This window comes from Bradyrhizobium sp. I1.14.4 (assembly GCF_050435825.1).
Lineage (GTDB): Bacteria > Pseudomonadota > Alphaproteobacteria > Rhizobiales > Xanthobacteraceae > Bradyrhizobium.
In genome coordinates, this window is the sequence record NZ_JBNDLA010000020.1 from 1 (window position 1) to 22,226 (window position 22,226).

The window sequence follows — 22,226 nt, forward strand, 5'->3', positions numbered from 1 at the left end:
TTGTCACCGTCTCGCGAAGATGCTTCGCATCTCGCGGGAGACACCTGCCACTAGGGCGTCGGGACCACACGACTTCACCGTCCGCTTCATGCGCATTCGTCGACTGCGCAATCGGCGTCCACCGCATCCCACACCGCGTTCGTGACGATCGCGAAGCGCCCCTCGATCGGGTGAGACGGGTGTATTGAACATCTGAGTTGGGTCTGGCGTCAAGTTAAATTCTGAAAATCGGAACGAATTGATTGACGGTGCGTAGCATGGGTGTGATCCGGCGCGACCGGCACGCGGGCGCCCTGCCCCGCCGAGGGCCGGCGACAACTTATCCCACGTTATTGTCGCGGGGTTTCACGCCGCCTACCGTTTGCCGAACCGGCAGTGGGGTGAAATGCAGGACATGCTGACGCATCTCGAGAAGCTTCGCACCGACGCTGCGGAGTGCGCCCTGATCCGCGACCTGACCACGGACATGCAGAAGCGCGAACTGTTCAGCAAGCTCGCCGAGCATCTTGCGGCCCTCGCTGCGGAAGTCGAGAAGACCATTGCCGCGGTGCGCAAGGACGGCGAGACCATCTAGCTAGGGCGCGTGCCTATATCCGGTATTATTATGACGCAAACGCCACAAGAGAGTCGGATGGGTTAGGCGTCAGGCTACTTTGGTGGCTGCAACTCCTGTGATGACAGCCATTTGTTTGTGCGGAGGGCTTCCGCCTGCAGGGTCTTTCGCCGAGCCCTCTTGAAGAGGATATCGCGCTCCTCACCGGGTGGCAGATTCTCCGCTTCCTCCCGAAGATGCCTGGCTTCGTTGGTAAGACGGAGACGGTCGAGTAACAACCACAGGTTTTTGAAGCGACGGCGCTGCATGGTGTGGCTCCCATGTCCGGCCTGCCCGGATAAGAAAACGTAATAGAACTTGGCGCGTTCCCCCCCCGCGGCTATCGCTGGAACCAATGTGGAATCCGAACCGTTAGAATGGTTGGGTGCCTTCCGCGCTGGGCGCGCTCAATCCGGGCGGTCCCGGTTTTCAGCCCCCAAGCCCGGCCGGGACCGCTCCATTTCCCGCGCGCCATAACACCGGATGGATCCGTCCACTGTCCCGCAACAACGGTGCAGAAGCGGACATTGCACGAGGTCTGGGAAGGGCCACCAGGGCACATGGCATCCGTTGGCAGGACCCAAAAGTCTTGCGTAACGGCGCTCAATCGAATTTGGACACTCAAAAACCGAATCAGGACACGGGGGCTTAAATACGGACAGCGCCGCCGGTCCGGTGCTGGCCGAAATAGGCCACTCGCCAAATCAAGACCAGCCACCCAACAGCGCAATGTCGGATGCTGGACCGACGGGGCCTGAATCGGGGTTTAGCCTCAATGTCTGGCTCGGTCGCAGGGACGCCGCCCGGCCATAAAGGACCGCCCCGGCAATTGCTGCGAAGGGGGAGCATCTGCAATGACGGATCGATCCCACGAGGTCATCCCGCAGGACGGTGCTGTCGGAGAACGGTCACCGGAGGACCTGCGTATTCTCGGCCGCATTGTCTCAGCGTGCACACTGGGCCTTTGGGCATTTGCGGCAGGTTTGCTGATCGGGGTCTTTCTGTTTTCCTGATCGAAGGGTTCGGGGCCACTCGCAGATACGAAACAGGCCACTGATTTGGAATCGAAAGGGGCCGCTCCACGCGCGGCCCCTTGCCGGTTCAATCTAAAAATTTGTTCGGGATAAAAACTAGCCCCGGCAAGAGCAAGATTAGAGTTTTCAACAGACCTTTAGGATTCCGGTAAAATACGGTGTTTCGCCATTGGAACAGGTCGGGAATTTGCATTCCCTTCAAGCAATGTGGACAGCAATACTCGCGTCGCGAAACTGCAACGCAGCGTTGGTGGGATCGTCGCTTAGTCTGCGGGTTGGACGACCCAGCGCGGGCAAGGCGGGGTCACTTGTGCCACGCGGCCGAGTGGCCCTGCTCGCGCGGGCAAGTCCACTACTGGAAGCCAACGGAGGCTTGGACATCGGAGGGCGGGAAACCTTTGCCGCACTAAGCGTCCGATCCTCCGGTCACGACAGCGGGCTCATGCGCAGTGGCATCGATCTCAAGGCTCCCTAGTCCATGGAGGTCATTATGGATCGCCTCATTTATCCGACGGCTTGGGAGAGAGGTCCTTCGCTTGCACGTCTTCGATCAGAATAATCTCGCAGACCCCAACGACGGCGGTCGTAACATTGTTAGTCACGCAGACCGACAGATCAGAACAAGTAGGATCAGCGCAACAACAATCACAACAGCGGCGGCAAGTGCGGGCCATGGATAACGGCGCCGTGTCCTATCGCGCCAGCGGCGAGGCGGAATATAGCGGGCTTCCATGGCAGCCCTAGTCGCGCATTCGACGCCGAAGGCGCGTCACACGTGCTTGTTTTAGGAGGATGTGCCGGAAATATTTCCGTGCGACCCTATCTAACACCGACGAGATTAGTTCATCTGGTCCCGACGCATCACGGCGCTTCGCTTCACGTAAATATTCGGCAACATCTTCCTCCAATTTCATCAAGCTCGCATCATCACAAATTGGCGTTGCCAACCGAAGCCGCTCGAACGCGCGTATCCTTTCGCTGCGTGAAGGCATGAGAACCTCCCGACATTATTTTGGCTGTTTGATCTTGACGCGACCCGTTTTCCAAGCCCGATCAATAACGGTCGGTTTTTTGGGATGCCGGTTGAGGTCCGGTTCTGCAGGTCATTCGGATCAACCGCTTGCGATATGTTCGGTTCCTGACATAAGCGGCGAAAACAGATGTTCCTTGTCACGGAACCAGCGGTTTCCAGTTCGCTTTGCCGATGTCTCGGGTCAATCGCTCCATTTTGAGAGCCGGCGGGCGCTTCCGATTTTGCGCTAATCCCGAACACAGCGCCGCCGCTACGCGAACTGCCGCGTTGAGCCACCAGGGCACACGGCATCAGCCGACAGGACCCAAAAGTCTCGCGTAATGGCGCCTGATCGTTTCGTAGCATTCGCACGCGCCGTCTCTTAATGCTTCCGCGTCGATGATCTGGATTTTTCCACGTGTGTATTTGATCAGACCGGCAGACTGCAGGGTGTGCGCGACGACAGTCACACTGGTTCGCCTGACCCCGAGCATTTCCCCCAGATATTCCTGGGTGAAATGTAGGGTGTCGGTGCCCGCCAGGTCCCTCGCCCGCAGCAGCCATCGGCAAAGACGCGCCTGCACATGGTGCGACGCAAAACAAGCCGCCGACTGTTGCGCCTGAGCATAGACGGTCTGCTCATGACGAATGAGCAGGGACAAGAGCTTGGGACTTTGCAATGCAACCGACTTCAATCCGTCGATGCTGCAAACGACGATGTCACCGGACAGCTGGACGATTCCGCGGCTGAGCGAAATGCGTCCATCGAGCGCTGCCGAAGCTCCAACGACGCCGTCCGAGCCAACCATGGCAGCTTCGACCAATTCCCCTGTCTCGAGGGTTACGACCAAAGATACCACCCCGGTCGTCGGAAAGTAGACGTGCTTGATCTCTTGTTCTGCCTCGAACAAGATCGAATGCTGCTTGAAAGGTGTAACCTTGAGATAGGGCTCAAGCCGGTCGAAGTCGTCTTGGCTGAGCTGGCTGAGCAAAAGGTTCTTCATTGTGCGCTCCTGAGACGGGCGGGAGCGCAAAGAACTCTCAGCTATCGGTTGCCATGCTGGATACCCGATAATGCGAGCATGATAGGAGCTGCAGTGCACAAAGCCAGCTTTAATTTCGCTATGTAAGGTATCGGACAGACAGCATTGGCGGCGCATTTCAGAATAGATCAGCGACCTGTACCAATTGCCGCGTCATGAAGCGAAATCGTTCAAAGCCACACTCATTTGAAGATCGGCTTGCTGAAGCAGCATTCAAGCTCCAGGCGCAGGCACGAAGGTTACTGCCGGGAAAGCAACGCGACGAATTGTTGCGGAAGGTCCGCCAGATAGATGCGGCCGCGCACATAAATGAGTGGTTGAGATCTCCCGGCCTTAGACCGCCAAAGTAAAAAAGGTCGCAAGGATAAGGTCGCAGGGGAGGATCACATGATCACTGATACCTTCGATCGCCGAACGATGGCTAATATGGAAGAGGCCCTTGAGCGCGCGTGCTTACTTCTTCCAATTGGCGAGAAGCACCGGGCCCGTCGGATCGTCGCCGGCAAAATAATAGAATGTGCCAATCGTGGTGAGACCACCTTGAGCAGGCTTACTGAGGCCGGTTACGCCGCTGCGATGAATCTGACTGCTTCTGCGCAGCCCGTCAGGAAGAAAGAGGTCGCCGATTAAGCGTTTCTCACTCAATTGGGGAAATTAGTGGACGACCCAGCAGACGGGCAAGCACGGGTCGATGTCCGCTTTGGGTCAAAGCTGGCATACCTCATTCAACAGAAGGCCGGCATCTGCGCCTCTATGAGTGCACGCCCTGATGCGCCAAAGGCCGGTCGCGTCGCCCGCCCGCAAGGCGCGCTCTCGCTCGACGGCACTGGAAGACCGCAGCATTCGGATCGCAGGAACCAACGCAGCAGCGGCGCATTGTCACTTCACCCTTTGGTTGAGAGGTTATATACCGCCAGTCTCGGTATACGTGGCAATCCCTCAGCATTGCCCGTCCGTCGAGAAGCCAGTTAGCCGGCATCTGTTGCACTTCAGGATCTTTTACCTTGGCACTTTTTGCACATTCAGCCTCCGGCACGACGTCCCGATCGCGCCGCACCACCGCCGCCAGGGACGCGCGATGAAGGCGGACAAGGCCATCTGGTACGTCTCGTTCGCCGTGAGAAACCCTGACGCCGGACATCACCGCTTCGCGCGCCAGACCCGCACGTTCACGACCGAGCTGGACGCCAAGGCGTTTGCACGCACCCTGCTCGACCAGACGGAAGACGTCAGCGCCGGAACGATCAATCCGCACCTGCCCCGACGCGTGATCGCACCGGCTGCGATCACGGCCTGGGCCAGCGAGAGCTGAGGTCCTCTTCTAATTACAGGAAGCGCGCGGGATCGAACGGCGCGAGCGGAATTTCCGGCGCCTTGCCGCTGAGCAATTGCGCGACCAGCCGGCCGGTGCGGGCCGAGCCGACCAGGCCGACATGGCCATGGCCGAACGCATAGACCACGTCGCGCGAGGCGCGGCTATGGCCGATGCAGGGCCGCCCGTCAGGCATGCTCGGGCGGTGGCCGAACCAGGTCTTGATGCGCGAGGGTGGAATATCCCTTGGCAGCTTCGGGAACATGCTCAGTAGATGCTCGCGCAGGATCTCGGCGCGCTTCCAGTTCGGCTCGGCGTCGAGCCCGGCGATCTCCACCGTGCCGGCGGCACGCAGCCCCTTGTCGGTCCAGTTGACCACCATCTTGGCATCCGACGCCATCATCGAATTGCGCGGTCCGGATTCCGGATCCTCGATCATGACGTGATAGCCGCGCTCGGTTTCCAGCGGCAACGGGTCGCCGATCGATGCGGTCAGCTGCTTCGAGCGCGCGCCGGCGGCAACGACCGCGGCATCGCAGGCGATCTCGCCGCTCTCGGTGACCACGGCGACGAGCCTGTCGCCGGCAAGCTTGAGACCTATCGCCTTGGCGGCGACGCGCTCGGCGCCGTTCGCGATCGCGTGCGTGGCGAGCGCTGCGACGTAGGCGCCGGGATCGCGGCAGCGGCCGGCCTCCTCGACCACGACGCCGAACTTGTAGCGCGGATGCAGATCTGGCTCGCGCTGGCGCATCTCGTCTTCATTGAGCTCCAGCCATTCGATGCCGATACGCTTGCGGATACGCCAGCCGAGATCGCGGTCGAACGGCGCGCGCGAGGGAAACACATGCATCACCCCGCGCCGTTCGATCAGCTTGGGCACGCCGGCTTCCTCTGCGAGCTGCCGGTGCAGCAGCGGTGCGTCCCTGAGCAGATCGCGCATCGCCCGCGCAGTGGCCTCGACCTGCGCCTCGGTCCGGCTCGACAGCAGATACTTGACCAGCCATGGCAAGGCCTTTGGGAGATACGACCAGCGGATCGAAAGCGGCCCGAGCGGGTCCATCAGATAGCCCGGCACCTTCTTCCAGGTGCCAGGCTCCGCCGGCGGGATCACCGAGTGCGACGACAACCAGCCGGCGTTGCCGTAGCTCGCGGCCTGGGTGCCGCCGGGCTCGCCCGGATCGATCAGGGTGACTCTGTGGCCCGCGCGGAGCGCCTCGATGGCGCTGATCACGCCGACCGCGCCGGCGCCGATGATCGCGACGTGACGGCCGGCGGACTCTGGCATCAGTTGGAAGCCTGCGGCACAAAATCCTTGCCGATCGACAGCGCGCGCTGATCGACCAGGCAGTGCAGGATCGCGGGCTTACCGGAGGCCAGCGCGCGCTCAAACGCCGGCGCAAAATCCTCGGTGCGCTCGACCCGCTCGCCATGGCCGCCGAACGCCTTGGCGTAGAGCGCAAAGTCCGGGTTCTTGAGCTGGGTGCCGACGACGCGGCCGGGATAATCGCGCTCCTGATGCATGCGGATGGTACCGTATTGCGCGTTGTCGATGATGACGACGATCAGCGGCGCGTCATACTGCACGGCGGTGGCGAACTCCTGTCCGTTCATCAGGAAGCAGCCGTCGCCGGCGAACGCGACGACGACACGATCCGGATGCTGCCGCTTGGCCATGACCGCCGCCGGCACGCCATAGCCCATCGAACCCGAGGTCGGCGCGAGCTGCGCGGCGAAGGCGTGGAAGCGATGGTGGCGATGAATCCAGCCGGCGTAATTGCCGGCGCCGTTGCAGACGATCGCATCTTTCGGCAGGCGGTCGCGCAGCCAGGTGACGACCTCACCGTATTGGAAATGGCCCGGCAGCTCGCGCGGCTTGTCGGTCCAGGCGAGATAATCCGCGTGGGCCTTGGCCGCCTCGCCCTTCCAGGCAGGCGCGGCTGCCGGCTTCACGGTCTCGACCGCGGCGGCAAAGGCTGTGGGCGTCGCCTGGATCGCGAGCGCGGGCTGGTAGACACGGCCGAGCTCTTCGGAGCCTGGATGCACGTGAATGAGCTTCTGGCTCGGCACCGGAATGTCGAGCAGCGTGTACGACGACGACGGCATCTCCGACATGCGGCCGCCAATCAGGAGAATGACGTCGGCGCCGGTGACGCGGTCCTTCAGCTTCGGGCTCGGGCCGATGCCGAGATCGCCGGCATAATGCGAGTGGTCGGCGTCGAACAGCGAGGCGCGGCGGAACGAGGTCGCGACCGGCAGGTCGAAGCGCTCGGCAAAGCGCGCGATGCCCTTGGCCGCCTCTGCGGTCCACGCCGAGCCGCCGAGCACCACGATCGGCGCCCTGGCGCCGGCGAGCATGGTGCCGAGGCGGTCGAGATCCGCCGGCGCCGGCCAGGTCACCGCAGGCTCGACCTTCGGCGCGTCGGCGACCGCGGCAGTTTCAGTCAGCATGTTCTCCGGCAGCGAGATCACGACCGGACCGGGCCGGCCCTGCAGCGCGACACGGAAGGCGCGCGCAACCAGCTCCGGAATACGATCGGGACGATCGATCTCGACCGCCCATTTCGCCATGGTGCCGAACACCGCCCTGTAGTCGAGCTCCTGGAACGCCTCGCGCTCGCGCATGCCGGTGTCGACCTGGCCGACGAACAGGATCATCGGGGTGGAATCCTGCATCGCGATGTGCACGCCATGGGCGGCGTTGGTCGAGCCGGGGCCGCGGGTCACGAAGCAGATGCCGGGACGCCCGGTGAGCTTGCCATAGGCCTCCGCCATCATCGCAGCACCACCCTCGGCGCGGCAGATCACGACATCGACCGGGCTGTCATGCAGCGCATCGAGCGCCGCCAGATAGCTCTCGCCCGGCACGCAGGTGACGCGCTCCACCCCTTGCACGACCAGCTGGTCGATCAGGATCTGGCCTCCGGTGCGGGCATTGGTTTTGGTCATGAGGGCTCCCTGCGGGCATTGGCGCGCGCTCGCGGCTCGCGCGGAATATGGTCCGACGGGGGTATGATAGACGGGAATATCGCGCAAGGCCGAAGTCGCCGCGCAATGCGGCGGCGACATCGAGCCATGCGGCAGGGAAAGGGCAACGCGCCACGCCCGCCGATTTCCGCAGAGCGGGCGGTTGCTGCCCGGTCAACGTCCGTAGCAGTTGTAGCGCTCCTGCCCGCCCCACAACTCGTCATGCCCGGGCTTGTCCCGGGCATCCACGTCTTCATCTCTACGTCAAGAAAGACGTGGATGGCCGGGACAAGCCCGGCCATGACGATGACGAGAGGTCAGCGCGAACAGTACTGACGCCAAACATAGTGCCACGCCACTTACAGCGAGCGCGCGATCAATAGCTTCATGATCTCATTGGTGCCGCCATAGATCTTCTGGATGCGGGCATCGATGAACATCCGCGAGATCGGATATTCCTGCATGTAGCCGTAACCGCCGTGCAGCTGCAGGCATTCGTCGGCGGTCTCGACCTGCTTCTGCGAGCACCACCATTTCGCCATCGACGCCGTCACGGTGTCGAGGTCGCCGGCGACCAGGCGCTCGACGCACCAGTCAACGAAGACGCGGGCGATCATCGCCTCGGTCTTGCGCTCGGCGAGCGTGAAGGCCGTGTTCTGGAACTCGATCAGCGGCTTGCCGAACGCGGTGCGCTCCTTGGTGTATTCGGCGGTGATCTTCACCGCGCGCTCCATCGAGGCAACGGCGCCGATCGCAAGCGACAGCCGCTCCTGCGGCAGTTGCTGCATCAGCTGCACGAAGCCGCTGCCTTCCTCGCCGCCGAGCAGGTTTTCCGGCGGCACCACGACATCGTCGAAGAACAGCTCCGACGTGTCTGACGCGTGCAGGCCGATCTTGTCGAGGTTGCGGCCGCGCCGGTAGCCCTCGGCGCCTGCGGTTTCGACGACAATCAATGAAATTCCCTTGGCGCCCGGAGCCCCGGTGCGCGCCACCACGACGACGAGGTCGGCGGCCTGGCCGTTGGTGATGAAGGTCTTCTGGCCGTTGATGACGTAGGAATTGCCCTGCTTCTTGGCCGTGGTCCTGACGGCTTGCAGATCGGAGCCGGTGCCGGGCTCGGTCATCGCAATGGCGCCGACCAGCTCGCCCGACGCCATCTTCGGCAGCCAGCGCTGCTTCTGCTCCTCCGAGCCGTAGTTCAGAATGTAATGCGCGACGATCGCGCTGTGCACGGAAACGCCGGTCGTGACCTCCGGCACCGTGCTCTCGATGTCCTCGAGCACGGCGGCGTCATAGGCGAAGGTGGCGCCGAGGCCGCCATAGGCCTCCGGCACGCTCGGCAGCAGCGCGCCCATCTCGCCGAGCGCGCGCCACGCGGAGCGGTCGACCAGCTTCTGCTCGCGCCATTTCCCGGCGTGCGGCGCCAGGTCCTTGGCGAGGAATTTGCGGAACTGGTCGCGGAAGGTGTCCAGCTCCTCGGTCATCCAGGACGATCGGTAGTGCATGATATCCCCGTGTCAGATGAGAAGACCGCCGCCGGCGACGATCACCTGGCCACTGATGTAGTTCGATTCCGGCGCGCAGAACAGATAAACCGCGTCCGCCGCCTCTTCCGGCGTGCCGCCGCGGCCGAGCGGGATCATCCGGCCCATCGCCTCCAGCATCTGCGGCTGGACGCCAACCTTGATGTCGCGCCCGGCGACGTCGATGGTCTTCTGCTGTTGATCAGGCCGAACGCCACGCAATTGACGTTGACCTTGTAGCGGCCCCACTCCTTGCACATCGTACGCGTCAGCCCGATCAGCGATGCCTTGGCCGAGGAATAGCTCGCTTGACCGGCATTGCCGTAAAGGCCCGCGATCGAGGAGATGTTGACGACCTTGCGGAACACCTCGCGGCCGGCCTCGGCCTCCTTCTTCGCCATCACCCGGATCGGCTCCGATGCCGCGCGCAGGATGCGGAACGGGGCGACGAGGTGGACGTCGAGCATCGCCTGGAACTGTTCGTCCGACATCTTCTGGATCGTCGAGTCCCAGGTGTAGCCGGCATTGTTGACGATAATGTCGAGACCGCCGAACTGCTCGATGGCGGCTCTCACAAAGCGATCGGCAAAGCCCGCCTCAGTGACGCTGCCATTGATCGCGATCGCCTCGCCGCCACCAGCCTTGATCTCGGCGACGACGGCATTGCCCGGCTCGGCATCGAGATCGTTGACCACGACCCGCGCGCCCTCGCTGGCAAGCTTCAGCGCAATCGCGCGCCCGATGCCGCGGCCGGAGCCAGAAACGAGCGCGACTTTGCCTTGCAGTTTCGACATGGTTTCTCCCTGGAGCAACATTATCTCCGCGAGCTCGGCTCCGCCTCGCCCCGCTTGCGGGGAGAGGCCGCAACGCATCGCCAGATGCGTTCCGGGTGAGGGGGAGCTTCCGCGAGTCCCGCTGTACCGCCTATGCGGAGATAGCCCCTCACCCCAACCCTCTCCCCGCAAGAGCGGGGCGAGGGAGCGCAGTTTTCTTCGCGGCCCGACCGCGCCACACTACAACGCGATGACCGCTTCCCCGGCGAGCTTCACCTCCCCGTTCTGATCCTTCGTCGTCAGCGCGAGTTTTGCGCGTTTCTCGCCGCCCTGCTCGATCAGCTCGGTCACCGTACCCTCGCAGGTCAGCGTGGCGCCGAGCTGGGTGATCGCGGCAAAGCGTGTCGAGAACGAGCGGATGCGCGACGGCGCGACCGCATCCGTCAGCGCCTGGCCGAGATAGCCCATGACCAGCATGCCGTGCGCGAACACGTCGGGGAAGCCGGCCGCTTTCGCGAAGTCGATATCGACATGGATCGGATTGTGATCGCCGGAGGCGCCGCAATACAGCGCGAGACGATGGCGGGTGATCGGCGGAAACTCCTTGTGGACGATGATGTCGCCGACCGACGGAACACCAGCGCTCATGACGGCCTCGCATTGCGCACCACGATGGTGCGCGAGGTATCGGCGACGTGGACGCCGGCCTGGTTGGTGACCGCGGTCTCGACCACGATCAGCGTCATTGCCCCGCCCTTCTTGTCGGTCACGCTGGTGACGCGCGGCCGGAAGGTCAGGCTATCACCGACCACGACGGGCGCGTGATAGTCGAAGCGCTGCTCGCCATGCAGCACGCGAGCGAGATCGATGCCGAGCGCAGTGAGGAACTCGAACGGCACCGTTGCGTCCATCATCTCCAGGCAGAATAGATAGGTCGGCGGCACCGGCGCCGCCGTGAAGCCCGCCGCCTGCGCGGCCGCCTCGTCGCGATAGACGGAGTTGGTCTCACCGAGCGTGTCGAGGAAGAAGCGCAGGCGCCCCGGCTCGACGCGCGCGGTCACCGGCGCAAACATACGCCCGACAGCGGATTGATCGACCATGGCAGCCTCAGGCGCGTTCGTAGAGCGTCACGACGCAGGCGCCGCCGAGCCCGAGATTGTGCTGTAGCCCGATCCGTGCGCCTTCGACCTGGGTCGCTGCGGCGGTGCCGCGCAGTTGCCGCGTCAGCTCGTAGCATTGCGCAAGGCCGGTGGCGCCGAGCGGATGGCCCTTCGACAGCAGGCCGCCGGACGGGTTGGTGACGATCCTGCCGCCATAGGTGTTGTCGCCTTCGTCGATGAATTTCGCGGCCTCGCCCTGCCCGCACAGGCCGAGCCCCTCATAGGTGATCAGCTCGTTGTGGGCGAAGCAATCGTGCAGCTCGACGACGTCGAGGTCTTTTGGCCCGATGCCGGCGGCTTCATAGACCTTGTTGGCGGCATCGCGCGCCATGTCGTAGCCGACCACCTGCATCATGTCGGAGGCCGCGAAGGTCGACGGCGTATCGGTCGTCATCGCCTGCGCTGCGATACGGACGCTCTTGTTGAGGCCGTGCTGGTCGGCGAATTTTTCCGAGACCAGGATCGCGGCGGCGCCGCCGCAAGTCGGCGGACACGCCATCAGCCGCGTCATGACGCCGGGCCAGATCACCTGGTCGTTCATCACGTCGTCGGCGGTCACCTCCTTGCGGAACAGCGCCAGCGGATTGTTCTTGGCATGGCGGCTCGCCTTGGCGCGCACCTTGGCGAAAGCCGAGAGCGGCGTGCCGTATTTTTTCATATGGCTAAGGCCGGCGCCGCCGAAATAGCGCAGTGCCAGCGGCACGCCGGGCGCGTCGACCAGTCTGTCGGCCGCGGCGTCGAAATCGTCGAACGCGCTGGGGCGGTCGGTGAAGACAGCGCCGAGCGCGCCGGGCTTCATCTGCTCGAAGCCGAGCGCCATCACGCAATCGGCGGCGCCCGATTCAATCGCCTGCCGCGCCAGGAACAGCGCGGTCGAGCCGGTCGAGCAATTGTTGTTGACGTTGACGATCGGGATCCCGGTCATGCCGACCGGATAGAGCGCGCGCTGCCCGCAGGTGGAGTCGCCATAGACATAGCCGACGTAGGCCTGCTGCACCTTGCCGTAGTCGAGCCCGGCGTCGGCGAGCGCGAGCTTGGCGGCTTCCGCGCCCATCACATGATACGGCGCATTGGCGCCCGGCTTGACGAACGGGATCATGCCGACCCCTGCAACAAAGGTGCGTGACGTCATTGCTTGTCCTCCCGAAAACTACCCACTGGACTATTTATTACCCATGGGTAATATACGGGAGATCATCCCAAGTCAATGCGACAGCAGCCCACGCGATGGACGCCCGCTCCCCCTCTTCCAACAACGAGTCGCCCTGGCTGCCGTTCGAGAGCCGGCGCCGCGCCCGCGACGAGAAGCGCGAGGCGGTACTGCGTGCGGCCGTGCAGCTGTTCCTGGAGCAGGGCTATCACCGGGCCACGCTGAACGACGTCGCCAAGCGGCTCAACATCACCAAACCCGCGCTCTACAACTACTTCCGTGGCAAGGATGAAATCCTGTTCGAGTGCTGGTCGATCGGCAATGAGCTGGTCGATGAATGCATTGCCGAGACCTCGGCCGGCGGCGGCAGCGGGCTCGACAAGCTGCGCAAGCTGACCGTCCGCTACGCGGAGCTGATGACCGCGGACTACGGCAAGAGCCTGGTCCGCTTCGACATCCGCGATCTCAGCGAGCACAACCGCAAGATCGTGCAGACCGCAAAGCGGCGCATCGACCGCGCCTTCCGCGACTATGTCGCTGATGGAATCGAGGACGGTTCGGTGAAACCGTGCGACCCGAAGCTCGCGGCGTTCGCCATTGCGGGCTCGCTGAACTGGATCGGACACTGGTTCCAGCCCGGCGGTGAGATGACCGGACGCGCCGTCGCCGAGGAATTCGCGATCCGCCTCACCGAAGGCATCGCCAAAACAACAACGCAAATGGCATCAACGCGCAAGACAACAACGCGCCAAGCAGCCGTTCCGGCTGCAGAGAAGGCGGACAAACCGCCTCGCAAGGGAAACGCATCAAGGGAGGACGGGAGTGAACATCACACATGGGCTGCGGCGCGCGCTGCAGGTCAATCCAAACGGGCTCGCGGTCGTCTGCGGTGAGCGGCGGCGCAACTGGCGCGAGGTCGGCAGGCGCGTCGCCCGCCTCGCCGCCGCGATCCGCAACCTCGGCGCCGAGAATGGCGACCGCGTCGCGATCCTGTCGCTGAACTCCGACCGCTATCTCGAGCTGTATCTTGCGGTCGGCTGGGCCGGCGCCGTGATCGTGCCGCTCAACATCCGCTGGAGCCCGATGGAGAACGAGGACGCGCTGCGCGACTGCCGCGCAACGATCCTGTTCGTCGACAAGGCGTTTGCGCCGGTCGGCGTGACGCTGGCAAGCGCCATCCCCGGCCTCAAGCTGGTCTACGCCGATGAAGGCGAGACACCCGCGGGCATGGAGAGCTACGAGACGCTGATCACGCGCAGCGAACCGATTCCGGATGCGATGCGCACGCGCGACGATCTCGCCGGCATCTTCTACACCGGCGGCACCACTGGCCGCTCCAAGGGCGTGATGCTGAGCCACGGCAATCTGATGGCCAATGCGTTGAATGCGCTCGGCGAAGGCCTGTGGCCGGGCAGCACGATCTACCTGCACGCCGCGCCGATGTTCCACCTCGCCAACGGCGCGGCGATGTATTCGGTGCTGCTGTCGGGCGGCTCCAACGTCGTGATCCAGGGCTTTACGCCCGACGGCGTCGCGGCCGCCGTGCAGAAGGAGCGCATCACCGACGTGCTGCTGGTGCCGACCATGATCCAGATGTTCGTCGATCACCCGACGCTCGGCAATTACGACCTGTCGTCGCTGAAGCGGATCTCCTACGGCGCCTCCGTCATCAGCGATGCCGTGCTGATGCGCGCCATGAAGGCGCTGCCGCATGTCGAGTTCACCCAGGCCTACGGCATGACCGAGCTGTCGCCGATCGCGACGCTGCTGCACTGGAAGGAGCATATCGGCGACGGCCGCGCCAAGGGCCGGCACCGCGGCGCCGGCCGCGCCACGCTTGGCGCCGAGGTCAAGATCGTCGATGCGGAGGACAAAGTCGTGCCGACGGGCACCGTCGGCGAGATCGCGGTGCGCGGCGATATGGTGATGATGGGCTATTGGGAGCGTCCGGAGGAAACCGCGCGCGCCGTGATCGACGGCTGGATGCACACCGGCGACGGTGGCTACATGGACGAGGACGGTTTTGTGTACGTCGTCGACCGCGTCAAGGACATGATCATCTCCGGCGGCGAGAACGTCTATTCGGCCGAGGTCGAGAACGCCCTCGCCCAGCACCCTGCGGTGGCGCAATGCGCCGTGATCGGCATCCCGAGCGAGCGCTGGGGCGAGCAGGTTCATGCCGTGGTGGTGATGAAGAGCGGCGCCGGCGCCACGCCGGAGGAGTTGATGGAGCACTGCAAGACGCTGATCGCCGGCTACAAATGCCCGCGCAGCGTCGACATCACGGCGACCCCGCTGCCGCTCTCCGGTGCCGGCAAGATCCTGAAGCGCGAGCTGCGCCGGCCGTATTGGGAGAACCGCGAGCGGCTTGTGAGCTGACGCCGATATCGCAGAAATCGTAGGGCGGGTTAGCGAAGCGTAACCCACCAACTCGCGCGTGGGAAAAATGGTGGGTTACGCCTTCCGCCTTCGCTCGTTGAGCTACGGCGGACGTGGTCGGCTAACCCGCCCCGCGAAATGCATGGCGCCGCGTGGACCGCAGACGTTGACATCGGGATACGTGGCCGATTGGATCGGCTTAGATTCAATCCAGCGAGTTCCGATGTCCGCACCTGATACCAATGCCGAGGGCAAGCCCCGCCGCCTGATGCACCGCCGCTCCGTCGAATGTCTCGGCTATCTCCGCGACGACGGGCTCTGGGAAGTCGAAGCGCGGCTGGTCGACACGAAACCCTATGCACGGCACGACAAGCATCGCGGCCTGCAGCAGCCCGAGGATCCCGTGCACGACATAAGGCTGCGGCTCGTGGTCGACGACAGCTTTACGATCCGCGAGACCGGCACCACGATGGCCGCGACGCCCTATCCGTCCTGCCTCGACGTCGAAGGCATTCTGCAGCGTCTGGTCGGCGAACGCATCGGCAAGGGCTGGCGCGAGATTATCAGGCGCAAGATCGGCAAGCTGGAGACCTGCACCCATCTCGCCGAGCTGCTGGGTCCTGCGGTGACGACGCTGTTTCAGACCGCGACCGCGGGCAAGGACCCGCAGGGCCGCGGCGCGCTCGATCACCGGCGCGATGCCACCGAGCCGCCCTTCTTCGTCGGCGGCTGCTATTCGTGGCGGCTGGATGGACCTGTCGTCGCCGAAACATTCCCGCAGTTCGCCAAGAAGGCTGTCGAGGTGAAGCAGGGTCCGTGAGTGATGTCCGGCCGCTGCCCGCGTGATACTCTATGAGAAGCAATCAGGGGGTGAACGTGGAGAAATACGGCGCCGGATCGATTGTTGTCTCTGACTATGACCCGGACTGGCTCGCCTTGTTCGCGCAGGAGCGCACGCGGATCGAGCAGGCTCTCGGCGCGTTCGCATTGGCTATTGAGCATATCGGCAGCACGGCCGTTCCAGGCCTTCCGTCGAAGCCCATCATCGACCTGCTGGTCGGCGTGCCCAGCCTCGAGGAGGCCGAGCAACGATGCATCAACCCGCTTGAGGCACTTGGCTATGTTTATTTGCCGGAGTACGCGTCGTGGATTCCCGGCGAGTTGTTCTTCCGCAAGGGGGCTCCGGGTCCGTGGACCCACCATGTGCATATGATGGAGCCGTCACACCCCCGTTGGGACGCACGCCTGGTGTTTCGCGATTATCTGCGCGCGCACCCCGAGGCGGCCCGCGCCTACGCCGACATCAAGCGGGCCCTCGCCGCTTCCTCGAAAGACAACATCGAGGCCTATCGAGCCGGCAAGGGCGCTTTCGTCGAGGAGACAACGGCAAAGGCGCGCGCATGGCGCGCACCTGACGGAGATCGATAGCGGCTCCGGCCTCGATATCCGTTCGTGGCGATTCGCGCACGCGGCGCGCCGGCCGTGCACCGCGTCAGGAAGCGCGCAGCCCGCTAAGCGCAAGGCTCAACGTCCGCAGCCGCTTGCGCGCCTCGGCGTCATAGGCCTGGGCATGGGCGCGGGCTTCGCGCTTGCCGTCGAAGAACAGCCCACTCCGGCCGGACCTGCCCTCATCGGCTCAGGCTCGCGCGCCAAAGTCTCACGCCCGCTTTTCCGAGGGCTGCCGTCAGATCTTCGACAGAGAATGGCTTCGTCAGCAATTGGACTCCTTTCACAACCGAGAAGCGCTGTCGTACGTCCTCGTCCACATACCCGGTCGCAAGCACGACCGGCAGGTCGGGATACAGGCTGCGCAGCTCCGCAACGAGCTCGTCTCCTGGCCTGTCAGGCAGGCCAAGATCAACAACAGCGCCTACCAGGCCCTCGATGCCTGAGCGCGCCTTGGCAGCGGCCTCCTTGAAACTCGCAGCGCCATCTACTGCGAGCCCGGATTCCGCCAGCATGTCTGTGACGAGAAGCTGCAAGAGAAACTCGTCCTCGACCAACAGGATGCGGCTGGGCGGTGGAGGCCCACCGTCGAGCAAACCACGGATCCGAGTTCCGAGTTCGGCGAATGAAAACGGTTTGCTGAGCAACTCGATTTCCGGATCGAGCCGTCCTTCACGAATGAGGACGTCACCCGCATAGGCCGTCGTGATCAGTATCTTCAAGTCGGGATGCTGCGCCCGCGCCTGATCCGCCAACGTCTTGCCATTGATTTGACCAGGCAGGCCAAGGTCAGTGAACAATAGTTCGATTTGCGGATCACTTTTCAGCAAACTCAGCGCGGCACTCGCATCTGCCGCCTCAAGTACCCTGTACCCGAGTTCACGAAGGCTACCCACGGTGGTAGCGCGCACATCCTCGTCGTCTTCGACAGCAAGGATCGTTTCTCCACCGCGCGCCCGCGGGATTGCCCTGAACTCCGAGCTGGCTTCGGCGTGAGACGATGCCTGATCTGGACGCATGACGGCCTTGGGAAGATAGATGTCTATCCTGGTCCCGACGTTGAGCTCACTGCCAAGCCTGAGATATCCGCCGCTCTGTTTGACGAAGCCATAAACTTGGCTGAGGCCGAGGCCGGTCCCCCTTCCGTCGGCCTTTGTGGTAAAAAATGGTTCGAACACACGGTTCTGGACCTCTGGTGTCATCCCCGTGCCAGTGTCGGCGACGGAGATCTTGACGTGAGGTCCGGCCTCGCGGTCGCCATTCTCCGACTCATCACGCGCGAGATCGATATTGTCCGCCGTAATCGCGAGTTCGCCACCATCCGGCATCGCATCACGCGCGTTGACGGCCAGGTTGAGGATCGCCGACTCCAATTCAGTTGGATCGACCTCGACTGCGCATAGCTGAGGCGGTATGTCTGTTCGTATCGCAATGCCCTCGCCCAAGGTACGCTGCAGCAAGTCCGACATGCCAGCGATCAATTCGGAAAGGTCCACTCGACGAAACTCAAGGGGCTTGCGCCTCGCGAAAGCAAGTAATTTACTGGTCAGGAGCACCGCTTGCTGGGCGCCGCGTGTGGCGTTGTCGAGCATGGTTACGAGTGCGCCGCCTTCGCTGCCGACGCGGCGCCTCGCGCTTTCCAGATTGCCCAGAACCACGGCTAGCAAATTGTTGAAGTCGTGCGCGATGCCGGCGGTAAGGCGCCCAACCGCCTCCATCTTGGCAGCGTGACGCATGCGGTCTTCCATTGCGCGGCGTTCCGACACGTCGCGTACGCTCGCGAGGCGCGCCGGAAGGCCCTCCCAGCTGGTTTCTACGGTGCGGATTTCGGCATCCACCAGCGCGCCCCCAGGCTGATGGATCGCAATCTCGCTCATCTCGCCCACCACGATCGGCAAGCCGATCGGCGATCCGATCAGCGCGGAAGAAGGCTGCCCGAACAGGCGTTCCGCCGCCGGATTGGCGAACAGCACAAATCCGGCTTCATCAACGACGATGATGCCGTCGGCGTTCTTCTCGATGAGGAATTGAATGTCCGACTGCGCGATTTTGGAACCGATCCGAGTATCCATCATGCATATTCCAACTACCGTTCGCGGTGGATATCACGCTCTGAATACGTTCGGCGCCTCCTTGAACGGTTCGCCAAGGTGCATGCCCGAACCGTCGATGGAAAAGCGTCTGATTTCCTTGGCGTGTTCGCTGCCGCGCATCTTCAGCACCATCAAGCCGCGGTGCATGACTTCCTGCTCCTGGATGTATCGCAGCAGGATGATCGAGTCGGTCATGGTAGAGATGTGCTGCTCGCTCGCGCTCTCGCCACCGATCAGGGACTTGCTTGTTGCGGTGCAGAGACCCGCGATCTCCCGCTTCTTAATGAAAGACGTCAAGCTGATCAGGAACTCGCGAAAGCCGGTTTCAGGGGCGATGCGCTCCAGCGCGGACAAGCTGTCGACCGCGATCCGGTTCGGCTTGAACTCATCGACCATCCCCTGGATCGTAAGCAGGTGATCGGGCAAACCCTGGGCCTCAGGGTACAGACTGACGACCTTCAGCCTACCGTCGGCTTCCATGCCTGCGAAATCTGCGCCCCAGCCGCTGGCGTTGCGGAACAGCTGGCCGCGACTTTCCTCGTAACCGAACATGATGACTTTTTCTCCGGCTTTCACCCCGCCGGAAAGGAAATTGGTCACCAGGAGCGTCTTGCCCGTGCCCGTCGCCCCGCTGACAAGCGTCACGCTGTCGCGGAAGAATCCACCGCCGCACATCTCGTCGATCTCGGCATTGCCGCTCGTCACGCGCACGGTGCTCGAGTGCTGCTCAAGGCGTAACGACGATAGCGGGATCGCCACCACGCCCCGTCCGCCCAGTAGCGTGAACGGCGCTTCGCCCTCGACGTGGTGGCTGCCGCGCATTTTAAGAACCTCGATCGTGCGGCGGCGCTTTTCGCGATAGAGCACGTTGCGCAGGATGACGACGTTGTCGGCAACGAACTCTTCAAGTCGATGGCGGGTGATCTCGCCATATTCGCTATTTCGCTCCGCCGTCATCAGTACGGTCAGCCCCGACTTTTTCAGCGCCGTGCTAATGTGAAACAGCTCGCGGCGCAATATCTTGGGATCGCCGATGAAATGATCGAACAGTTGAGTGAGCGAATCCAGGACGACCCGCTGGGCGTTGACGCTCTTGGCCGCGTGTTGGATACGCGACAACAATCCCGCGAGATCGAAGTCGCCGATCACAAGCTCATCATTCGGTGGCGGACTCGCATCGACGAAAGCGAGCCGGCCTTCCCTATTCCATTTTGCCAGATCCCAGCCGAAACCGCTCATATTGGCCTGGATGTCGGCGGGCGGCTCCTCGAACGTCACCAACACGCCGTTCTCATCGAACTGGGTAATGCCGTGAGCGAGAAACTGGGTGGCAAATACGGTCTTACCGCTCCCGGGCGTACCGCCGACCACGGTGGAGCGAGCCCGCGGCAACCCTCCCATCACCAGCTCGTCGAAGGCTTCGACCCCAGTCTTGACGCGCTCCAACACGCCGGTGATCTCTGCTTCCTCAGCGCTCATGCCTCGTCCTTTCGGTCGATCCCGAGAAATTCCAGAACCCGCATCGTGTCGCCAAGGTCGCCGACGATGCGTCGCGTGCGGGCCGTATCTTCGTAGGACAGGGTCGGCGTCGCGATGATACGCGCGCCTTCGGCGAGGTCTGGCCGATCCAACACGTCGATGACCTCGACGTCCCATCCATGTGCACCGAGGGACGCCCGCAAACGTTCAAGATTCTGCTGGGCTCGGCGCGAACTGGCCGAATTTCCCGCGATATACAATCGAAGCAAGCGTGCGGCCACGGAGACATTGCCTTCTCGACTGACCGTTGGCCCAATGGCTGCAGCGCCGTCGGCGCCACAGCATCCGAGTTACGGAGGCTCCCAGTGAACCTGATGATTTTTTTGAAGGAACAACAAACAGTGGTTGGGCGCAAGAGAGCTAGAACTACCAGACCATTAGTAGGTTCGACTCATCTAGAGCGGCTGCCGATCGGAGCGATGCCGGCGTCGCCGGCTGCGCAAGCTCTCCGCAGCGATGCCCCGCTCGCGCACCCAGAGAATGGCGGTACTGCGCCGGTTGACACCGATCTTGCGGTAAAGCGACGAAATGTGGTTGCGCACCGTGTTGTGCGACACATTGAGTTCAATGCTCATCTCCAGATCGCTCTTGCCCTGGCAGATCAACCCAAGGACTTCCTTCTCGCGCTCGGTGAGAGAATCAAGGTCCTCGGCCGCAGCGCGAGAGGACGCGAAGGACAACGTCTTGATCCGATCGATGATGCTACGAGCGAAGGAGGAGGTGTCCGCCAGCACCGACTCGATCGCAGTCATCACCTCGCGTTCCGTGGATTCGCGTTCCATGGATTCATGTTCCGTGGATTCGTGTTCCTGGATGACGCAGACCTGCGTCGGCACGCCTCGGATGCTCACGGTTTCGGCAGACACGAAGCAGTCGACTAAGCCCCCAGCGTCGCGCGCGTCCTCGTTGCGAAGCGGCAATTTCAGTTGCTTCACCTCGCCGTCGAGCCGGTGCCGGGCGGTGCTGTCCATTCCCACCACTTGCCCATGAGTATCAACGAAGATAATCCCGCCGCGAGCAGCCGAAACGGTCCGCCTCAGCCGCCCGTTTTCGCGCGCGTCATCCGTCACCACATGGTCCATCACTGGCTCCCTGCGTTGCTCGACCTGTCAGTCTGCTTGGGTTGCCATATCAACGTGCGGAGAGGCGCTCTGGTTCCTTTTAACCAAGCACTTAGTAAATATAGGCTATCGCCGGGGAACCCGGCGTTCAGGCGAGGCGCATATCCGATGCGATCCGCGTCCGGCCCGCCGGCGCGTCAGGCACCCCGCAGCCCGGTAAGCGCAAGGCTCAACGTCCGCAGCCGCTTGCGCGCCTCGGCGTCATAGGCTTGCGGATGGGCGCGGGCCTCGCGCTTGCCGTCGAAGAACAGCCCGCTCCTGCCGGCGACATCGTCATCCTGGACCAGACGCAGGATGGCGTCGCCGCCCTGCTCGACGGTCGAGATCGGCGTGGCGCCGCTGGCGCGCACCATCGTGGTGTTCATGTAGGTCGCCGGGTGCAGCGCGTTCACGGTCACGCCGGAGCCTTCGAGCTCCGCGGCGAGATCGATGGTGAACATGATCTGCGACAGCTTGCTCTGCGCATAGGCCCGAGCACCGCTATAGTTCTTCGTGATCATCACGTCGCCGAAGTCGATCGGGTGCTGGCCGAGCGAAGCGACATTGACGATACGCGCCGGGGCGCTCGCCTTGAGCCGCGACAGCAACAAATGCGCGAGCAGGAAACCGGCGAGATAATTGACCGCGAAGCGCAGCTCGTGGCCGTCCTTGCTGGTCTGCCGCGCCGGCCCCTCGTTCTGCGAACCGATGCCGGCGTTGCTGACCAACACATCGAGGCGCTCCTGGTCGTCGAGCACCAGCTGGGCGAATTCGCGGACCTCGGCGAGCGAGGACAGATCGGCCTGATAGAACATCGGCTCGCGGCCGGAGACCCGCTTGATCTCGTCGGCGAGGGTCTGCGCCCGCTGGGTATCGCGGCCGTGGATCAGGACCCGGGCGCCGGCTGACGCCAGCTTCATCGCAACGTAGCGGCCGACGCCATCGGTGGAACCGGTGATCAGCACCGTCTTGCCTGCCATGTTCATCGAAATTGCCTTTCGATCGTTCGCCCAGCGCTGCCAGCAAAGATAGAGGTGCCGTGTGAACTTTGCCATGGCATGCCACGGCGCCATCGACGCCAATAACGGCGCCAAAACGACCACCGA

The 22,226-nt window shown here is 63.3% G+C and carries 21 protein-coding genes and 1 pseudogene; 7 read left to right on the top strand and 15 right to left on the bottom strand.

All coding sequences use genetic code 11. From position 1 onward, the window contains the following. Positions 1-385: 385 nt before the first annotated feature. Positions 386-574 (top strand): hypothetical protein, encoded by a 189-nt coding sequence (locus tag ABIB78_RS29000; protein ID WP_429030664.1) that lies wholly within the window; start codon positions 386-388, stop codon positions 572-574. Between the two features lie 74 nt (positions 575-648). On the opposite strand, the gene ABIB78_RS29005 is transcribed toward ABIB78_RS29000, so the two are convergent. The 3 genes from ABIB78_RS29005 to ABIB78_RS29015 all read right to left on the bottom strand — a co-directional run bounded on the left by ABIB78_RS29005 (position 649) and on the right by ABIB78_RS29015 (position 3,642). Further along, positions 649-861, bottom strand: coding sequence for a hypothetical protein (locus tag ABIB78_RS29005; RefSeq protein WP_429030667.1), 213 nt, complete (start codon positions 859-861; stop codon positions 649-651). Positions 862-2,366: 1,505 nt separating this feature from the next. Then, a complete protein-coding gene (locus ABIB78_RS29010; protein WP_429030670.1) occupies positions 2,367-2,618 on the bottom strand; it encodes a hypothetical protein in 252 nt (83 codons plus the stop codon). Between the two features lie 331 nt (positions 2,619-2,949). Next, positions 2,950-3,642 (bottom strand): Crp/Fnr family transcriptional regulator, encoded by a 693-nt coding sequence (locus tag ABIB78_RS29015; protein WP_429030673.1) that lies wholly within the window; start codon positions 3,640-3,642, stop codon positions 2,950-2,952. Positions 3,643-4,068: 426 nt separating this feature from the next. Here ABIB78_RS29015 and ABIB78_RS29020 point away from each other — a divergent pair, with 426 nt between their 5' ends. Further along, the gene (locus ABIB78_RS29020) at positions 4,069-4,311 is read left to right on the top strand and encodes a hypothetical protein (protein ID WP_429030676.1); all 243 of its coding nucleotides are present in this window, start codon (positions 4,069-4,071) and stop codon (positions 4,309-4,311) included. Between the two features lie 448 nt (positions 4,312-4,759). Then, positions 4,760-4,993 (top strand): hypothetical protein, encoded by a 234-nt coding sequence (locus ABIB78_RS29025; protein WP_429030679.1) that lies wholly within the window; start codon positions 4,760-4,762, stop codon positions 4,991-4,993. Between the two features lie 13 nt (positions 4,994-5,006). Here the strand turns inward: ABIB78_RS29025 and ABIB78_RS29030 are convergent, their stop codons facing one another. The 7 genes and pseudogenes from ABIB78_RS29030 to ABIB78_RS29060 form a co-directional block, all read right to left on the bottom strand. Next, positions 5,007-6,278: an NAD(P)/FAD-dependent oxidoreductase gene (locus ABIB78_RS29030; protein WP_429030682.1), complete on the bottom strand. Its 1,272-nt coding sequence runs from the start codon at positions 6,276-6,278 to the stop codon at positions 5,007-5,009. Continuing rightward, positions 6,278-7,939 (bottom strand): thiamine pyrophosphate-binding protein, encoded by a 1,662-nt coding sequence (locus ABIB78_RS29035; protein ID WP_429030684.1) that lies wholly within the window; start codon positions 7,937-7,939, stop codon positions 6,278-6,280. The genes ABIB78_RS29030 and ABIB78_RS29035 overlap by 1 nt, the downstream gene beginning before the upstream one ends. A 377-nt stretch (positions 7,940-8,316) precedes the next feature. Next, positions 8,317-9,462 (bottom strand): acyl-CoA dehydrogenase family protein, encoded by a 1,146-nt coding sequence (locus ABIB78_RS29040; RefSeq protein WP_429030687.1) that lies wholly within the window; start codon positions 9,460-9,462, stop codon positions 8,317-8,319. A gap of 12 nt (positions 9,463-9,474) precedes the next feature. Next, a pseudogene (locus ABIB78_RS29045) lies at positions 9,475-10,274 on the bottom strand (SDR family NAD(P)-dependent oxidoreductase). A 219-nt stretch (positions 10,275-10,493) separates the two neighbouring features. Continuing rightward, on the bottom strand, positions 10,494-10,901 hold the full coding sequence (locus tag ABIB78_RS29050) for a MaoC family dehydratase (RefSeq protein WP_429030690.1): 408 nt from the start codon (positions 10,899-10,901) through the stop codon (positions 10,494-10,496). Continuing rightward, positions 10,898-11,353, bottom strand: coding sequence for a MaoC family dehydratase N-terminal domain-containing protein (locus ABIB78_RS29055; protein ID WP_429030693.1), 456 nt, complete (start codon positions 11,351-11,353; stop codon positions 10,898-10,900). The genes ABIB78_RS29050 and ABIB78_RS29055 overlap by 4 nt, the downstream gene beginning before the upstream one ends. A gap of 7 nt (positions 11,354-11,360) precedes the next feature. Further along, entirely contained in the window at positions 11,361-12,545 is a 1,185-nt protein-coding gene (locus tag ABIB78_RS29060) for a lipid-transfer protein (protein ID WP_429030696.1), read from the bottom strand. 95 nt (positions 12,546-12,640) lie between these two features. Between ABIB78_RS29060 and ABIB78_RS29065 the strand changes: the two genes are divergently transcribed. The 4 genes from ABIB78_RS29065 (at position 12,641) to ABIB78_RS29080 (ending at position 16,370) form a co-directional block, all read left to right on the top strand. Further along, complete coding sequence (locus ABIB78_RS29065) at positions 12,641-13,456, top strand: TetR/AcrR family transcriptional regulator (RefSeq protein WP_429030924.1); 816 nt, start codon at positions 12,641-12,643, stop codon at positions 13,454-13,456. Continuing rightward, positions 13,386-14,942 carry an acyl-CoA synthetase gene (locus ABIB78_RS29070; RefSeq protein ID WP_429030699.1) on the top strand — a complete coding sequence of 519 codons (1,557 nt, stop codon included), beginning with the start codon at positions 13,386-13,388 and terminating at the stop codon, positions 14,940-14,942. Before ABIB78_RS29065 ends, ABIB78_RS29070 begins: the two co-directional genes overlap by 71 nt. Positions 14,943-15,165: 223 nt before the next feature. Next, complete coding sequence (locus ABIB78_RS29075; RefSeq protein WP_429030701.1) at positions 15,166-15,762, top strand: DUF2889 domain-containing protein; 597 nt, start codon at positions 15,166-15,168, stop codon at positions 15,760-15,762. 56 nt (positions 15,763-15,818) lie between these two features. Further along, entirely contained in the window at positions 15,819-16,370 is a 552-nt protein-coding gene (locus ABIB78_RS29080) for a GrpB family protein (protein WP_429030703.1), read from the top strand. A 200-nt stretch (positions 16,371-16,570) separates the two neighbouring features. Here ABIB78_RS29080 and ABIB78_RS29085 read toward each other — a convergent pair whose 3' ends face one another. The 5 genes from ABIB78_RS29085 to ABIB78_RS29105 all read right to left on the bottom strand — a co-directional run bounded on the left by ABIB78_RS29085 (position 16,571) and on the right by ABIB78_RS29105 (position 22,106). Continuing rightward, positions 16,571-18,463, bottom strand: a complete 1,893-nt coding sequence (locus tag ABIB78_RS29085) for a response regulator (protein WP_429030705.1) — start codon at positions 18,461-18,463, stop codon at positions 16,571-16,573. 30 nt (positions 18,464-18,493) lie between these two features. Then, positions 18,494-19,960 carry a circadian clock protein KaiC gene (gene kaiC, locus ABIB78_RS29090; RefSeq protein ID WP_429030706.1) on the bottom strand — a complete coding sequence of 489 codons (1,467 nt, stop codon included), beginning with the start codon at positions 19,958-19,960 and terminating at the stop codon, positions 18,494-18,496. Next, complete coding sequence (locus ABIB78_RS29095; RefSeq protein WP_429030708.1) at positions 19,957-20,241, bottom strand: circadian clock KaiB family protein; 285 nt, start codon at positions 20,239-20,241, stop codon at positions 19,957-19,959. The genes kaiC and ABIB78_RS29095 overlap by 4 nt, the downstream gene beginning before the upstream one ends. A 174-nt stretch (positions 20,242-20,415) precedes the next feature. Next, complete coding sequence (locus ABIB78_RS29100) at positions 20,416-21,102, bottom strand: response regulator transcription factor (protein ID WP_429030709.1); 687 nt, start codon at positions 21,100-21,102, stop codon at positions 20,416-20,418. A 176-nt stretch (positions 21,103-21,278) separates the two neighbouring features. After that, a complete protein-coding gene (locus ABIB78_RS29105; RefSeq protein WP_429030710.1) occupies positions 21,279-22,106 on the bottom strand; it encodes an SDR family NAD(P)-dependent oxidoreductase in 828 nt (275 codons plus the stop codon). Positions 22,107-22,226 lie beyond the last annotated feature (120 nt).

Bases quoted from the DNA above. Each gene is read 5' to 3' on its own strand.
- ABIB78_RS29000 (WP_429030664.1), top strand. From the start codon at position 386: ATGCAGGACATGCTGACGCATCTCGAGAAGCTTCGCACCGACGCTGCG.
- ABIB78_RS29005 (WP_429030667.1), bottom strand. From the start codon at position 861: ATGCAGCGCCGTCGCTTCAAAAACCTGTGGTTGTTACTCGACCGTCTC.
- ABIB78_RS29010 (WP_429030670.1), bottom strand. From the start codon at position 2,618: ATGCCTTCACGCAGCGAAAGGATACGCGCGTTCGAGCGGCTTCGGTTG.
- ABIB78_RS29015 (WP_429030673.1), bottom strand. From the start codon at position 3,642: ATGAAGAACCTTTTGCTCAGCCAGCTCAGCCAAGACGACTTCGACCGG.
- ABIB78_RS29020 (WP_429030676.1), top strand. From the start codon at position 4,069: ATGATCACTGATACCTTCGATCGCCGAACGATGGCTAATATGGAAGAG.
- ABIB78_RS29025 (WP_429030679.1), top strand. From the start codon at position 4,760: ATGAAGGCGGACAAGGCCATCTGGTACGTCTCGTTCGCCGTGAGAAAC.
- ABIB78_RS29030 (WP_429030682.1), bottom strand. From the start codon at position 6,278: ATGCCAGAGTCCGCCGGCCGTCACGTCGCGATCATCGGCGCCGGCGCG.
- ABIB78_RS29035 (WP_429030684.1), bottom strand. From the start codon at position 7,939: ATGACCAAAACCAATGCCCGCACCGGAGGCCAGATCCTGATCGACCAG.
- ABIB78_RS29040 (WP_429030687.1), bottom strand. From the start codon at position 9,462: ATGCACTACCGATCGTCCTGGATGACCGAGGAGCTGGACACCTTCCGC.
- ABIB78_RS29050 (WP_429030690.1), bottom strand. From the start codon at position 10,901: ATGAGCGCTGGTGTTCCGTCGGTCGGCGACATCATCGTCCACAAGGAG.
- ABIB78_RS29055 (WP_429030693.1), bottom strand. From the start codon at position 11,353: ATGGTCGATCAATCCGCTGTCGGGCGTATGTTTGCGCCGGTGACCGCG.
- ABIB78_RS29060 (WP_429030696.1), bottom strand. From the start codon at position 12,545: ATGACGTCACGCACCTTTGTTGCAGGGGTCGGCATGATCCCGTTCGTC.
- ABIB78_RS29065 (WP_429030924.1), top strand. From the start codon at position 12,641: ATGGACGCCCGCTCCCCCTCTTCCAACAACGAGTCGCCCTGGCTGCCG.
- ABIB78_RS29075 (WP_429030701.1), top strand. From the start codon at position 15,166: ATGTCCGCACCTGATACCAATGCCGAGGGCAAGCCCCGCCGCCTGATG.
- ABIB78_RS29085 (WP_429030705.1), bottom strand. From the start codon at position 18,463: ATGATGGATACTCGGATCGGTTCCAAAATCGCGCAGTCGGACATTCAA.
- kaiC (WP_429030706.1), bottom strand. From the start codon at position 19,960: ATGAGCGCTGAGGAAGCAGAGATCACCGGCGTGTTGGAGCGCGTCAAG.
- ABIB78_RS29100 (WP_429030709.1), bottom strand. From the start codon at position 21,102: ATGGACCATGTGGTGACGGATGACGCGCGCGAAAACGGGCGGCTGAGG.
- ABIB78_RS29105 (WP_429030710.1), bottom strand. From the start codon at position 22,106: ATGAACATGGCAGGCAAGACGGTGCTGATCACCGGTTCCACCGATGGC.